This window comes from Martinezella sp. CNPSo 3964 (assembly GCF_057784375.1).
This window is the reverse complement of the sequence record NZ_JBXSOW010000016.1, coordinates 69,384-84,099: the sequence shown is the minus strand read 5'-3', so window position 1 is coordinate 84,099 and position 14,716 is coordinate 69,384. Positions and strand designations below refer to the sequence as shown.

The 14,716-nt window shown below is 56.4% G+C and carries 14 protein-coding genes; 6 read left to right on the top strand and 8 right to left on the bottom strand.

Annotated features, from left to right (window positions below):
- Positions 1–33 precede the first annotated feature (33 nt).
- From AC13Q5_RS32055 to AC13Q5_RS32045, 3 genes are all read right to left on the bottom strand, one after another.
- The gene (locus AC13Q5_RS32055; protein ID WP_488504400.1) at positions 34–957 is read right to left on the bottom strand and encodes a sugar ABC transporter substrate-binding protein; all 924 of its coding nucleotides are present in this window, start codon (positions 955–957) and stop codon (positions 34–36) included.
- 117 nt (positions 958–1,074) lie between these two features.
- Positions 1,075–2,088: an ABC transporter permease gene (locus AC13Q5_RS32050; RefSeq protein WP_488504399.1), complete on the bottom strand. Its 1,014-nt coding sequence runs from the start codon at positions 2,086–2,088 to the stop codon at positions 1,075–1,077.
- Positions 2,088–3,653 carry a sugar ABC transporter ATP-binding protein gene (locus AC13Q5_RS32045; RefSeq protein ID WP_488504398.1) on the bottom strand — a complete coding sequence of 522 codons (1,566 nt, stop codon included), beginning with the start codon at positions 3,651–3,653 and terminating at the stop codon, positions 2,088–2,090. The genes AC13Q5_RS32050 and AC13Q5_RS32045 overlap by 1 nt, the downstream gene beginning before the upstream one ends.
- A gap of 164 nt (positions 3,654–3,817) precedes the next feature.
- Here AC13Q5_RS32045 and AC13Q5_RS32040 point away from each other — a divergent pair, with 164 nt between their 5' ends.
- Positions 3,818–4,852: a LacI family DNA-binding transcriptional regulator gene (locus tag AC13Q5_RS32040; RefSeq protein WP_488504397.1), complete on the top strand. Its 1,035-nt coding sequence runs from the start codon at positions 3,818–3,820 to the stop codon at positions 4,850–4,852.
- Between the two features lie 358 nt (positions 4,853–5,210).
- Here the strand turns inward: AC13Q5_RS32040 and AC13Q5_RS32035 are convergent, their stop codons facing one another.
- Positions 5,211–5,912, bottom strand: a complete 702-nt coding sequence (locus AC13Q5_RS32035) for a hypothetical protein (RefSeq protein ID WP_488504396.1) — start codon at positions 5,910–5,912, stop codon at positions 5,211–5,213.
- Positions 5,913–6,342: 430 nt separating this feature from the next.
- Here AC13Q5_RS32035 and AC13Q5_RS32030 point away from each other — a divergent pair, with 430 nt between their 5' ends.
- The 5 genes from AC13Q5_RS32030 (at position 6,343) to AC13Q5_RS32010 (ending at position 11,687) form a co-directional block, all read left to right on the top strand.
- The gene (locus AC13Q5_RS32030) at positions 6,343–7,086 is read left to right on the top strand and encodes an ABC transporter ATP-binding protein (protein WP_488504395.1); all 744 of its coding nucleotides are present in this window, start codon (positions 6,343–6,345) and stop codon (positions 7,084–7,086) included.
- 454 nt (positions 7,087–7,540) lie between these two features.
- Complete coding sequence (locus AC13Q5_RS32025; protein ID WP_488504394.1) at positions 7,541–8,623, top strand: glycosyltransferase; 1,083 nt, start codon at positions 7,541–7,543, stop codon at positions 8,621–8,623.
- Positions 8,614–10,110 carry an ArnT family glycosyltransferase gene (locus AC13Q5_RS32020; protein WP_488504393.1) on the top strand — a complete coding sequence of 499 codons (1,497 nt, stop codon included), beginning with the start codon at positions 8,614–8,616 and terminating at the stop codon, positions 10,108–10,110. Before AC13Q5_RS32025 ends, AC13Q5_RS32020 begins: the two co-directional genes overlap by 10 nt.
- A 226-nt stretch (positions 10,111–10,336) precedes the next feature.
- A complete protein-coding gene (locus tag AC13Q5_RS32015; RefSeq protein ID WP_075854870.1) occupies positions 10,337–10,663 on the top strand; it encodes a hypothetical protein in 327 nt (108 codons plus the stop codon).
- Positions 10,664–10,886: 223 nt separating this feature from the next.
- Positions 10,887–11,687: a bestrophin-like domain gene (locus AC13Q5_RS32010; RefSeq protein WP_075854872.1), complete on the top strand. Its 801-nt coding sequence runs from the start codon at positions 10,887–10,889 to the stop codon at positions 11,685–11,687.
- Between the two features lie 106 nt (positions 11,688–11,793).
- Here AC13Q5_RS32010 and AC13Q5_RS32005 read toward each other — a convergent pair whose 3' ends face one another.
- From AC13Q5_RS32005 to AC13Q5_RS31990, 4 genes are read right to left on the bottom strand one after another with little or no spacing between them, the layout of a single operon-like run.
- Positions 11,794–12,600, bottom strand: coding sequence for an IclR family transcriptional regulator (locus AC13Q5_RS32005; RefSeq protein WP_488504392.1), 807 nt, complete (start codon positions 12,598–12,600; stop codon positions 11,794–11,796).
- 14 nt (positions 12,601–12,614) lie between these two features.
- On the bottom strand, positions 12,615–13,280 hold the full coding sequence (locus AC13Q5_RS32000; RefSeq protein WP_488504391.1) for an amino acid ABC transporter permease: 666 nt from the start codon (positions 13,278–13,280) through the stop codon (positions 12,615–12,617).
- A 3-nt stretch (positions 13,281–13,283) separates the two neighbouring features.
- Positions 13,284–13,955, bottom strand: coding sequence for an amino acid ABC transporter permease (locus tag AC13Q5_RS31995; RefSeq protein WP_075854874.1), 672 nt, complete (start codon positions 13,953–13,955; stop codon positions 13,284–13,286).
- Positions 13,956–13,966: 11 nt separating this feature from the next.
- Complete coding sequence (locus AC13Q5_RS31990) at positions 13,967–14,698, bottom strand: amino acid ABC transporter ATP-binding protein (RefSeq protein WP_488504390.1); 732 nt, start codon at positions 14,696–14,698, stop codon at positions 13,967–13,969.
- Between the last annotated feature and the right edge of the window lie 18 nt (positions 14,699–14,716).

Sequence of the window (14,716 nt, the reverse complement as noted above, 5' to 3'; positions counted from 1 at the left end):
GTTTGTCGCCCCGGCACGCCTGCTCGGGAGGAATTACTTCTTCATGTATTGGTCGACATTGTCCTTGGTGATGGACTCAAACGGGACGAGCTTTTCGGCCGGCGGTTGATCGCCCTTCTTGATGCCTTCGACCACTTCGAAAGCGGCCTTCGCCTGACCGCCGGCATTCTGGAAGATCGTCTGGGACATCTCGCCCGACTTGATCGCCTTCAGCGCATCCGGCACGCCATCGACGCCGGCGATCATCACGCCCTTGAGGCGGTCCGAACCCTTCAAGGCTTCCAGGGCGCCTAACGCCATCTGGTCGTTTGCGGCAACGATGGCGTCAAACTTCGGGAAGCTCTGGATCCAGTCTTCCGTGACCTTCATGCCCTCGGCACGGTCGTAATTCCCCGTCAGACTCGCGAGGATCTTCACGTCCGGACGTCCGAGGGCCTCTTCGAAGCCCTTCTTTCGCTCCTGCGAATGGTAGAGACCGGGCGTGCCTTCCAGATAGAGGATCTGCGCGTCCTTCGGCAGGTTCGCCTTCATGTATTCCGCCTGCATCTTGCCGGCATCGACGTTCTTGGAACCGACGAAGGTATATTTGCCGCCTGCGGACTGGATGCCGAGGGCGACGACCGGAATTCCGGCCGCATTGGCCTTCTCGACGCCCGGAACGATGCCTTGGTAGTCAACGGGGACGACCACGATCGCATTGACTTTCTGAGCGATGAAATTGTCGATCTGGTCGAGTTGCTTGCTCGCATCGTTGTTGGCGTCGGCGAACTTGACGTCGACGTTCGGGTCGGACTTGGCAGCATCGATGAAGGCCGTCTTGCGCGCCATGACGAAGACGTCGGTGTCTGCCATGTTGGCATAACCGACCACGAACTTGTCGGCGGCGAACGTGCTAGTGGCAGAGAGGGCAGCGATCGAGACGACTGCCGCCTGTGCGAGTTTGGTCATGAATTTCATTGGTTCTTCTCCTCCCATTGGGCGTTACAAAACTCAGGTTTTTCGGCGCGCCCTTTCGCGCCGACACACAGGTGGTCCTCCGCGTGCGCGGTTTTCTGCTTTGCGGGAACTGTTCGATCAGGCCTTCTTCTTGCTGCGGGCCGATTTCGTCCAAACATCAAGGATGACGGCGATCGCGATGATCAGACCCTTGATGATCTGCTGCCAGTACGAGCTGACATTCATGAGATTGAGGATATTGTTGATGACGCCGATGATCATCGAACCGATGATCGTGCCGGTAATCGTTCCCGTGCCGCCCATCAGGCTGGTGCCGCCGACGACGACAGCGGTGATCGCATCGAATTCATAGCCGACGCCGCCTGCCGGCTGCCCCGAATTGATGCGGGACATCAGGACGATGCCGGCGATCGCACAGAGAATTCCGTTGTAGATGAAAGCCTTGACGACGATGCTGTCGGGGTTGATGCCGGATGCGCGGGCGGCGCGGCCGTTGCCGCCGACGGCATAGACATAACGGCCGAATTTGGTCTTGTTCAGCAACACCCAGGAGATCGCCACGAAAACGGCGAGGATCAGCACCGAGATCGGTACAGGTCCGATGGAACCTTGGCCGATAATCTTGAACTCGCCGAGGCCTGAAACAGGCGCACCGCCGGTATAAAGCAGCACCGCACCCCTTGCGACCGTCGTCATCGCCAGGGTCATGATGAAGGACGGGATGCGGAAGAAGGTGATGACGAAGCCGTTGATGATGCCTGTGACCATACCCATGGCGACGCCCGCCAGCACTGCAAGCGTAATACTTCCAGTCGTTGCCATCACGCTTGTCGCAATCACGCCGCACAGCGCCAGCACCGATCCGAGCGAGACGTCGATCTGGCCGAGAATGATGATGAAGGTAACGCCACACGCGAGAAGGCTGACGACCACGACCTGGCGCAGGACGTTCGTGAGATTCGCCTCCGTCAGGAAGGTCGGGCTCAGCAGCGAGGCGAGGATGCAAATGCCGGCAAAGATCAGGATGGTGCCGTATTTGCGATAGATCAGGGCGAAGTCGATTCCATGAGATTTCCCCTCGGATTTGGACGTCGCGCCCTTTGTGACCGCAGCCATCGGTTCGGTACTCATCAATGTCCTCCCGTTGCGAGGCGCATGATGCTTTCCTGATTGGCCTCGCTTCTTGTCAGTTCGCCGGCGACCCGGCCCTCGCTCATCACGACGACGCGGTCGCTCATCCCCAGGACCTCCGGCAGCTCCGAGGAGATCATGATGATCGCCAGGCCCTGCCGGGCGAATTCGGTCATCAGCCTGTGAATCTCGGATTTCGATCCGACGTCGATACCGCGCGTCGGCTCGTCGAGGATCAAAAGCTTAAGATCGCCGAGAAGCCATTTGGCGAGCACGATTTTCTGCTGATTGCCACCACTCAAGTTCTCGACGATCATCGCCGTATCCGGCGTCTTGATCTGCAGCATCTTGATCATGCGCTGGGCAGCCGTTTCCTCGTGCCTTTCGCTGATGAAAAGGCCGCCTGCAAATTTCCTCAGATTGGCAAGCGAGATGTTTTCGCCGACCGACCGGCACAGGACCAGCCCTTCCGCCTTTCTGTCCTCCGAAACCATCGCGATGCCTTTGGAGATCGCGTCCTTCGGCGACTTCAGCTTCAGCTCGGCACCGTTCAGCCGGATCACTCCACCGTCGGCCTGATCGAGGCCAAAGATGACACGGGCGACTTCGGTGCGACCGGCACCGATCAGACCGGAGAGACCGACGATTTCGCCTGCGCGAACGGTAAAGCTCACATCCTCGAAGGCGCCTGTCCGACCCAATCTCTCGACCGATAGGACGACGTCGCCGATGGGCACATCCTCCTTCGGAAAGATGCTGGAGATGGTGCGGCCGACCATCTGCGAGATCAGCTTGGAAGGATCATATTCGCTCGCAGGCGCCGTCGCTATAAACTGGCCGTCGCGCATGACGGTGATGTCGTCGGCGATCTGGAAGATTTCATCCATCTTGTGGGTGATGTAGATGATGGCGACGCCGTTTGCCTTGAGGTCGGCGATCTGCCGGAACAGCATGGCGACCTCGGTGTCGCTGATCGCCGACGTCGGCTCGTCCATGATGACGAGAGATGCCTGCCGCGAGATCGCCTTGACGATCTCGATCAACTGCATGGCGGCGATCGAAAGATCGCGCATCTTCGTATCCGGACTGTATTTGAGCCCAAGCCTGTCGAGTAGCGCCTTGGTGTCTGCGTTCATTCCGGCGAAATCGACGAAGCGCGACAGAAAGCCCTTGCCGGACAGGGCCGGTTCACGACCGAGGAAGATATTTTCGGCGATCGTCATGTCAAGAACCGGGCTGAGCTCCTGGTGGATCATGGAGATCCCGCGTTCAAGTGCGGCAGACGTGTCCTGTCCGGTCAACGCCTCTCCCTTGAAGAGAATTTCGCCGCCGTCGATCGCATAGGTGCCGCTCAGGATCTTCATGAGCGTCGACTTGCCGGCGCCGTTTTCGCCAACCAGGACGTGCACCGTTCCAGCCCGAACCTTGAGGTTCATGCCGTCGAGAGCGAGCACGCCGGGAAACGCCCTGACGATGTTGCGCATCTCGAGAACCAGGCCTTCGTCCTGCGAACAATGTCCGCTGGCGCCGTTGTCAAGACGCGCCGATCCAATGGCCGCAGACATGTCTGCCTCCTCCCAAATTCCGCCGTGCAGGCGTTGCTTTTCGATGACTGAATGCTTCCTCCAGCGGGGTCAAAAGCACCACATTTCCCCCATTTCTGTCAATTTCGGGCTGGACGATTCTCCCAAAATCTCCCATATTTGCTTTCATTTCCTGGGAGACTTTTATGTCCAGACCGACGATCACCGACCTCGCCAAGGCCGCAAATGTAGGGGTTTCCACGGTGGACCGGGTCGTGAACGGTCGCGATCCCGTTCGCCAACAAACCGCAGAGCGCGTGCTTGAGGCAGCCGAGCGCATCGGCTTTCACGGCGTCACCGCCATCAAGCGCCGACTCCAGAAGGAAAAGCCGGTCGTCAAGTTCGGCTTCCTGCTGAAACAGTCGCACCGCAAGCTCTACCGCATGTGGGGAGAGGTGCTGACGAAGGCGGTCGAAACCTATCCCGACGCGCATGGCAGGGCCATCGTGCGGTTCGACGATGAGCTCGCACCCGAAAATACCGCCGATGCGATGCTCGCACTCAGCCGGGAGGTCGATGTCATCAGCGTAATCACGTCGGATCATCCCCAGATCAATCATGCCGTTGACGGCCTGGAGGCTGAAGGAATTCCCGTGTTTACGATGATTTCCGACCTGACAGCGCCAGGTCGGGCCGGCTACGTCGGAAACGACTCTGTCAAGAAAGGCCGGACCGCCGCCTGGTTCATCGACAATGTCAATCCCACTCCCGGCAAGGTTGCCGTTTTCGTCGGAAGCCACCGCTACCTATCGCAAGAGCTTTGCGAAATGGGCTTCCGTTCCTACTTCCGCGAGAGCGCTTCGGAATTCCAGATGATGGAGACGCTGGGAACCCAAGAGGAACCCAACATCGCCTATGAGCTTACCCGCAACCTGTTTAAGAAGGAGGAGAACTGGGTCGGCCTTTATGTGGCGGGAGGCGGTGTAACCGGCGTCATGCGCGCGCTCAGGGAAGACGGCGGCCCCGCGGCGAAGCGCCTGGTTGTCGTGGCCCATGAGTTGACTAACGAAACTCGTGCAGGTCTGGCAGAAGGCTTGATCAGGGTTGTTCTTTCACACCCTGCGCGGCTGCTGGCGGATACGTTAGTGAGAGCGATGGCGGAAGCGCTGGACACCCATCGGTCCCCAACCGTATCGCAGCACATACTTCCTTTTGAGATTTATACCGCTGCCAATATCTGAGATGGCCACCGGGTCTCGCAACCACTTTCAGCAAATTATCGACTAATAGGTTTGGCGTCGATCTCATCGCGGAGAAGAACATCAAGCTCTTGATGGGGTCCGAACCCACGACCCGCACCATTCGGAACCTAACTCGTTGATTTTGCGTGAAGGGGCAACGGCGACTATATAATTTCGTGGCTACAATCAAGCTGGTCATTGGCTACGATTGACGGGCGCCGCAAACGGCGAAATCAATCCGCTCTGACATAACCTACTCCTCCAAAGCCCGACGTTCTCCAATTGTTCGAACTCAGTGAAACTGCCCTTCGAGAATTGATGGGATAGTTGCCCAGCTTTTGCGAAGCCTGCCGCCCCTTCACTTCAGCTCTATCAAATCAGAGAAAACCACCCGCCTTTGCAATTCCGCCAACGCACCGGGTTGATTTGCTGGGGATGGGTATTCATATTCCGTCACCCGAATGCGTCGATCGAACTCGCCTTGCGGCAGCGGGAGTATGAGCCGCGCTCCCAAGTCCCCCGTCGTGGTTTGTGGCTCGCCCCGCCAGCCTGGAATCGCAGAATCCGCTTGCATTACCGTCGGCCCGCTCCAGTCGCCTGTCCCCTTGGGCCTTTGTTCTAAAGCAATTTCGACGACATTGCTCGAGGGGCCAGCCTGACTGATGCCTTCGAGCGTAACCGAAATGTTCTGCGCATCGACCTGTGTCCAGCTTAGCGTTCGGCTTGGCATCAATGGCACGAAGCTCGTCTGCACGATTTTTGAAATCGCGCGACCCTCCAAGCTCTCTGGCTGGTATCGGGCAACGCACAATTGTACGAGAGGAGCGTAAGAGAGGGCGGCCAATTGCGCGATGGCAATATCCGAATACCAGCATCCGCGCGCTGCGTCGTACGAGACCCGGTGCGGAACGGCGATCACCGGACCCGATACTCCGGGCGGCATGATCGTCACCCCGTCGACTGTCCTTGAGGAGAGCTGGTCGCCGCGAAGCCAGCGTTGTGTCGTGCCACTCTGCCAAAGCGGATCACGCCCCACCTGGCTTACGCTATCGGCGATCAAGAATTGGTGCCTTTTGGCTGACCATTAACATGGGCGTGCTGATTGGAGCCCTTGGCTTGGTTTTCGGCACTATTTTTAACTCTCCGATGCATGAATTTCTTCCATTCATATGCGTCGGTCTGATTTTCTGGGGATATTATTCTCAAATCGTTAGCGAAGGATGCTCTGGCTTTACGTCGAATAGCGAGGTAATATTACAGCTGTATATCCCGTTTTTCACATACATATTGAGATGTTGGTATAGAAATTCTGTTATACTTTTGCATAACCTCGTTATATATCCAATAATTCTCATGATATTCTGGAGGCCAATCGGGTTCTCCGCAGCCTTCGTTATCCCGGGGTTTGTTCTCGCATAGATATAGACCGCGTATTGCCTATTGGCTCTGACGTGAAGCCATGAGATTTCAAAAGATAGGCAAACAGAAACATGACCTCGATATCTCTGCAGAATGTCACCGTCGACTTCCCGATCTATAACGCACGCGGCCGGTCGCTGAAAAACCGTATTATGAACATGGCCACCGGTGGTTCGATTAATTCGGAAGGTCATGGAGTCGTCGTCGTTCGGGGGCTTCATGAAATCAACCTTGAGCTGAGAGCGCACGATCGTATCGGCCTCATAGGTCACAACGGCTCCGGCAAGACGACACTTTTGCGCGTGTTGACCGGCGTTTATGCACCCACATCAGGCAAAGCGGATATTCGTGGCAAGTGCACGTCATTGATCAACATCTCGCTTGGAATTGATCCGGAGGCCACAGGTCTGCAAAACATCTATCTTCGGGGAGCTCTGCTTGGGTTTCAGCGCGAAGAGATGAAGCGACGGCTTGAAGAGATTGCAGACTTCAGTGAATTAGGTGGCTTTCTGGAGATGCCGGTACGAACATATTCGACCGGGATGCAACTGCGGCTGGCGTTTTCCATCTCGACAATTCTCCAGCCGGAAATACTCATCATGGACGAGTGGCTGGCAACGGGTGACGAGGGATTTAAGGCGAAGGCCAATCAGCGTTTGAACGAGCTTGTCGAGCAGACGCAAATCCTGGTCATTGCAAGTCACGCAAAAGAACTTCTGGCTAAGAACTGCAATCGGATTGTATGGCTGGAGCATGGTAGAGTGCATATGGATGGTCATCCAATCGAAGTACTGAACGCTTACTTCGGTACTTGACGAAAGCTTATGCCAGCATCGCATGACCGTACCCGCCGAGCCAAATACTCGGCAAGGCCTTTCGCCTCTAGCACCCTATCGAAGCGATAGATGAAATAAACAGGTACTCTGGTGAAGTGGGAAACTTTCATTCACGATTTTCTACCGGTCGGAAACTCCCGGCAACATAAGAGCCATAACTTAAACAATGTAGCAGGCGATTGCTCCGTGAGCCAAGCAATTGAAAGCATCAACCCGTCGAGCAATTTTAAATGCCCTTTACTGCTACCGCTCGTTGTTAGAGCACTTCCCTTAAAAATGTCTGCACCTATTCCGTTATACATGTCTCTTATGGAACTAAACATACCTCTATAAGTCAGACTATCTAGCCATCGACAACGACGTGATGACGAAGCAAATCTCGCCCGAGTCGGTTCAGCATCAGCGGCTTTGACCAATCGTACGCCAGGAACATATGCTCCAAAGAAAACTATCGATCATCGCTCCAACATATAATGAAGCGGATAACGTCCTTCACTTCATCGAGCGCGTGAAAGCAACGTTGAATGCATTTGACTGGGAGATCTTGTTCGTCGACGATAATTCCGCCGATGGGACCGCTCAGAAGATATATGATTACGCAGCAGATGATTATCGCATCCGCACCATAATACGGCTGGAAGATCGAGGCCTGGCACGATCAAGTATTCAAGGCATGCTCTCCGCCAAGGGAAACCTGCTTTGCGTAATGGACGCGGATGGCCAGCATGACCCAATGGTACTGTCCGAGCTGGTTGCCCGTCTCGAACGCGATAACCTCGATGTGGTAAGCGCTGCCCGCCGCCTAGACGGCCGCGACGAGCTGAGCGGTCTATCGCCCTTGCGTCAAAAAATATCGCTGTTTGGCAATTGGTGCAGCAGTCTTATTCTCGGCCGCAAGCTTCTGGATCCGTTGACCGGCTTTTTCCTCATTCGCCGCAGCACCTTCCTCGAAGTCGCACCTCATCTCGGTGATCCCGGTTTCAAGCTCCTCCTCGATATCCTGTATTCACATAGGAATCTTCGTCATGGCGAGGTTCCCTTTGAGTTCGCAAGCAGACATCATGGTGAATCGAAGCTGGACTGTTATGTCGCCTGGAAGTTCCTGACCTTCACGTTAAGCAAGATGACAGGCGGCATGCTGCCGGTCAGCCTCATATCCTTCCTTTTTGTCGGCGGGTCCGGACTTGGCGTGCACTTCGCGACACTCTACGGTGCATTGTGGCTGTCATTGCCGTTTCTGGCCGCGCAAACACTCGCGACTCTGATCGCCTCCGCCAACAACTTCCTTCTGAACAATCTCCTGACATTTCGAGATCGACGGCTGCGTGGTCGCCAGCAAATTTTCGGCTATCTGAAATTTCTTGGCTTCTCATCCATAGGCATTGTTGCAAATATCTCGCTGGCCAAACTTACCTATGAGCATTTTGCCCATGTCATCCTGATCGCTACCCTGGCCGGGCTCGCAATCGACAGCGTCTGGAAGTTTGTTGTTGCGAGCCGCTTCATATGGAAGTGATTGCGCAGGCGGATATACAGACGCCGGACTCGCGTGTCTTTTCGCAGCTGAAGACCGTGCTCTGGCTAATCCTGGCAACCTTCGTCTGCCTGACAATTCTGGCCAAGCTCGTCCAGCTTTCCATGTTCTTCGATGGAACCATCTATGCCAGCATCGCCAGAAACATGGCGCAGGGTCACGGTACGCCGTGGACGCCTTACTTCTCCAATGGTCTGTTTTCTGCTTTCGCTGAACATCCGCCGCTGATGATGTGGCTGGAGGCCATCGGCTTTCTTATCTTTGGCGACACGATCGCTGTCGAGAAATGCTTTTCATTTCTTACCTTGCTCGCAAATGGACTCCTGCTGACGAAAATATGGAAGCATCTCCATCGCGATGACGTGCGAATGGCTGCGATGGCGCCCTTTGCGCTTCTCATGGCCGTCATCTCCGGCCGGGTCAGTTGGGCATTTGCCAATGGGATGCTTGAAAATCAGCTGGCGGCTTTTTCATTGGCGGCACTGCTTCCCATCGTTATCGCATATGAGCAACCCGAAGGACCGAGCCGGAAACGTCTTCCTCTAATTGCTGCCAGCGGCGCTCTCACGGTTCTTTGTGTGGCGACAAAAGGTCCGGTGGGTCTGTTTCCGCTTGCCGCACCGGGTTTGCACTGGTTGTCTCTTCGGCAGATTTCGTGGCGGCATGCCTTTTGGGATACATTGCTGCTGACCCTTATCGTGGCTGCCGCATTTGTGATCCTCTGGCAATTCGAGGAGCCACGAGACGCAATCCGCCGCTATCTCTCCGTTCAATTGCTGCCAAGTCTGAATGGGCAGCGGGGCCACAACGGTGCGGGCTGGGCAGCCGTCCGCACATTCCTGCGCGTCAGTGCATATCCGATTATTGCCGTGTCGATCTTGCTTATCGCCGCCCATAGGCTGGGAATAAAAGCACCGGATAACATTAGGCAACACAAGCTGCGATTGCGTCGCGCCGCATTCCTGGTATCCGTCGGCCTTTCGGCTTCCCTGCCCCTTCTTCTCAGCCCTCGAGTTTCGAGCTTTTACTTCAACCCGGCGCTCATTTATCTGTCGGCTGGTCTTAGCGTAATTTCGACCCCCTCGCTCGTCGGTATTTTCTCAAGATTGGGTCCCAACGGACGATCTCGGCTGCAACTAGTTCTGGCTGTAGTTCTCGCTGGCGCCGTAATTTCGGTGGTCGCCAATTTCGGTCGACCCGGAAGTGACCGTCCAACGATCGACGATGCATCCAAGATTGCCGACGCGGCATGCAGCGGAGATGGGAGATGCGCCGTTTCCGGTTGTGGAAGCGTGCTGCAGGATTGGGCGCTCCACGCTTACCTGCAACGTCGTCACAAGGCGAGTCTTGAAGATGATGTCGATACCCCACACCGGTTTCTGGTCGTGGGCGCGAATTGCCAGGAGAATATCGAAGGGTTTCGAGAGACCGGTGTCGAGCTGGAGCGGTATCGCTTTTGGGAACGCTGATTTTATCCTGGACATGCTGCCAGCTCGAGCTTCCTGCCCAGCCCCGTTCATCATTGGCCAATGACTGCAGTTGAAGCTGTGTGTAGGTTCCGCCGACTGTTGCTGAAGATCGAACCGGCCATCGCCATCGTTGCAATCCGGCCTTCGGCGATAACCATCGCTTCACGTCGCGTTCAATTCCTGACATATATGCGGAAAGGCGACTTGCCGTCGTGGATATGGCGTCATGAACGGATCAACATCGGAAAAAAGCAAGATGCGTGCACCTGCGGGCTCCGTTACGGGCCTTTGCTCGGCGTCCGCGACGATGTTTGCAGTGGGAATGGCTTTTCTGGGCTACTGGGGCGTGTATGACCAAGGGCCCTGGCGCATATCCGATTATTTTGTGGTGGCTTTGGCCATCATCGGATTTGCGGCTCTTGGTTCCGTACCCTGGATCGTAACGACACCTGTAGCGGAAGAAGAGGCAGAAAAAGTTGTCGGTGCCCGACGCGCATTGGCATTGGGGGTCGCCTTGATCTGGCTGTCCGTTTGCATCGCGGTATTCACCTAATCACTCTGCCGGACTTCCATTCGACAGAACAAGACACCCCTCTCGGCAAAGAGCGCCTGATTGTCATCCAAAACAATGGTTGGTTTCCAAATTTTCCGGTCGCAAAGGAATACCAGCCTACCAGGCTATTCAAACACCTTGAAAGGGTCGCGGAGCTTTTATTCTCCCGCTTCATCGAGATACATGACATAATCAACGGCCATATGCAGCTGGAGCATTTTTGATGCAACGCGAGGCGGTCTGGACGCTGGCTTTGTTTGTTCTTCTTGTGTTTAGCGCCGCAGCCGGTTCGATATTGCGCGCGAGATTACCTGCTCCACATCGCGGCAGTGAGACAATTGACTTCCTCCGCGTCGTCACGGCCCTTCTTGTCACCTTTGCCGCGCTTGTCATGAGCTTGCTTTTGGCATCGGAACTGAATGCATTCACAACTGCGTCTCACGATCGCAACCGTTACGCCGCTGGCCTGGCGGAGATGGACCGCTGTCTGAGGAATTATGGCCCGGCATTGGATCATGAGCGACAACTCTTGCGCAGCTACACAACCGCCGTCATCGCCAGCACATGGCCGGGCGAGCCAGTTCCGCCGGGAGCGACATATCCTGACATATCAAAATTGCCTTTGACTGGCGAAGCACCCGTTCTTGGCGCAATTCTCAACGACATGGGGCTCGGCATTGCCCGCGAGCAGCCCGCCGATCCTTTGCATCAGCTGCTCGTGACCCGTTGTAATCAGCTCTTCAGCAATCTGTTGGCGGCGCGATGGACGGTGATCGAAGATGCGCACGGCTCGCTTTCGGCACCGTTTCTTGGCGTCCTGATCTTCTGGCTTATGCTGGTATTCCTAAGCTTTGGTCTTCAGGCCCCCAGAAACCTGCTTACGGGCTCCATTGTCGCCGTCGCCATCATCTCGGTGGCGAGCGTTATGTTTGTCATCCTGGATCTTGATCTTCCCTACGGCGGTTTCTTCGGCATTTCGAGCGAATCCATGCGGCATGCGCTCACCGATATGCTGGCACAATAGCAGCCAACAAAGCCGTGTACCCGTCGTTGCCGGTGAGGCAGCTAATGCGAAACGTCGCCTTGGGACAGCCAGGCTCCGGCAAGCATCCTTCTCAGCCACTCATCCATCAATCGGCCAGAGCTTGGGAAATATCGTTTGCAGTCTGGACAACGACAGGTGCGAGGCCTGCAAGGCGCCCGTCCGGCATTCTTTCGCTCGGCCCGGAAACGCTTACCGCCGCGAAGACGCGCCCCGAGGAATCCCGCACCGGCGCTCCGATACAGCGCACCCCGATCTCGATTTCCTCGTTATCGACCGCAAACCCTTTGGCCCTGATGCCGGCCAGCTCCTCGAGCAGCCCATCGAGCTTCGTGATCGTATTTGCGGTATAGGCATGCAAGCCCTCATGGGCAATCCGCAATATCAGCTCTTCGTCCTGAAACGCCAGGAAGGCCTTGCCGACGCTGGTGCAATAGGTCGGCGCCGCCTGCAGCGTCGTGAGGCTGGACGCAATCATCTCCTCGCGCTCGACGCAGACCATCTGGCTGCCATCGAACATGTGGAAATGAATGATTTCGCCCGTCAGTTGCTGCAGTTTGGCGATATGTGGATGCGCGCGGGTTGGCGTATCGAGGCTTGCCAGGACGCTGCTGCCGTAGTGAAACATCTTCAGGCCAAGCCGATAGCCCTGGCGCTTGCCATCCTGATCGAGCAGGCCAACCTCCCGCAAAGATGCGACGATGCGATGGACCGTCGTCTTCGGCAGACCTGTGGCTTCCGAGAGTTCCGCAATCGTCATGCTCGGCTTGGCGCGGGAAAACGTGTCCAGCACGCGCGCCATCTTGCGCAGCGACTTGGCGCCGGCATCCCTGCTTTCCGTTCCCGCCGGAACATCGTCAACGACCGCTTCATTGGTCACCGCGTGCGTTTTCATATCTCTTTCCAATTTCAATGCCCGGCCATAATCCGCTTTGCTCTTGCTTCGAGCTTACGCGCAATAAACTCCAAAGAGAAGCAGACCACAAAGTAGGTTAGCGCCAATAGTGTAAACACAATAAAGGGTTGGTTGGTGCGAATGACAACCTCTCTCCCCAGCCTTGTGATTTCGCTGATGCCGACCACCGATATCAGCGAGGTATCCTTGATGATCAATATGGCCTGACCGACGAGCGAGGGAATGACCGCCATCAGCGTCTGTGGGATGGTAATATCGCGCAGACGCTGGAACAGGCTGAAGCCGACGGCTATGGCAGCCTCGTTCTGGCCCTTGTCCAGCCCCTTCAAGCCGCCGCGTATGATTTCGGTCATGTAGGCACCGTGCGATAGCGAAAGGGCGATGACCGCCGTCAAAACCGGGCCGATATCGATGTCATATTGCGGCAGCCCGTAATAGACGAGGAAGACGAACATCAGGAACGGCATGCTGCGAAAAAGGTAGACATAGGCGCCGATCAGGAAGCGGATCGGCCTGAGAGATGACGAGGAGAGAAGCCCTCCCATAATACCGAGACCGAGGGCTGGAAAGAATGCCGCAGCGGTCAGGAAGAGGACGATGGGAAGCCCGGTGAGAATAAGCTGAATGGCATCGCCGGCGACGGCAGCAATAGTGCTCATGGCTCAAGCTCGCTTATGCTTGGAAAAGCCGGCGCGGCTTTCATAGACATCGACAAGAAGATTGAGCACGACGCAGATGACGACGTAGATCACGCAGCTTACGAGATAGGCCGGCAGGAACTGATATGTTTCATTGCCGACATCGTCGGCAGCCTTGGTGATTTCGAGAACGGCAATCGTGTAGAGGAGCGAAGTGTCCTTTATCAATTGCACGAACTGCCCCGTTATCGCCGGCAGAATTGTCGGTGCCGCTTGAGGCAGAAGAACGTAACGCAGAAGGATGCGCCATTTCAAACCAAGCGACTGCGCCGCTTCGATCTGGCCTCGCGGGATCGCATTCAGCCCTCCACGCACCATTTCGGCGATATAGGCGCCCGAATTGAAGGTGAGCGCAATCACGCCGGTCGAAAAGGCCGACAGCGTGATACCAAGCGTCGGCAGGCCAAAATAGATGAAATAGACCTGCACAAGCAGCGGCGTATTGCGAACCAGCGAGACATAGACGGCAATTGCCCTGCTGAAAATGCCGCGCGAGGAAAACCGCACAATGCCTGCGACCATACCGACGCAAAGCGCAAGCAACAGCCCGACGGCCGCAGCCGCGAGCGCATTGCGCATGCCGGTGAGATAGGTATCGCGATACTGCCAGAAGATATCGTAAGCATCCGAGATCATGTGCGGCCAGCCTAGTGACGAAGGATCTGATTGAGAAAGGCGCGTGTACGCGCTTCTTTCGGCTGCGAGAAGAATTCGCAAGGCGGCGCTTTTTCCACCAATTGACCGGCATCGAGAAAGGCGACCTCGGTGGCAAGCTCCCGGGCAAACCCCATTTCATGGGTGACAACGATCATCGTCATGCCAGATGCCGCCAGCTCGCGCATCACCTGCAGCACCTCTCCGACCATTTCCGGATCGAGCGCCGAGGTCGGCTCGTCGAACAGCAGCAGTTCGGGATCCATCGCCAGGGCGCGGCAGATGGCAACACGCTGTTGCTGGCCGCCCGACAACTGCGCTGGGTAACGGCTGGCCTTGCTCTCCAGCCCGACGCGCGCCAGAAGCTCCATCGCCCGCGCTGCTGCGTCCTTGCGGCTGCGTCCGAGAACGCGCCTTTGCGGCAAGGCTATGTTGTCGAGCACGCTGAGATGCTGAAACAGGTTGAACCGCTGGAAGACCATGCCGATCCTGCGATAGAGCTGGCGGCGCGGCATGGCGGCGATGTCCTGGCCGCCAAGGAGGATCTGGCCGGCGGACAAGGGTCCAGCCAGCCTGTTTATGGCGCGGATGAAGGTGCTCTTGCCTGAGCCGGACGGACCGCAGACAACGAGCACATCCGACCGTTCGAACTGAATGGATATTCCGCGCAGGGCGTGGAAATCCTTGAAATGCAAATTGACGTCGCGCGCTTCGAAGAATGCCATCGCGATCCTCCATGACCT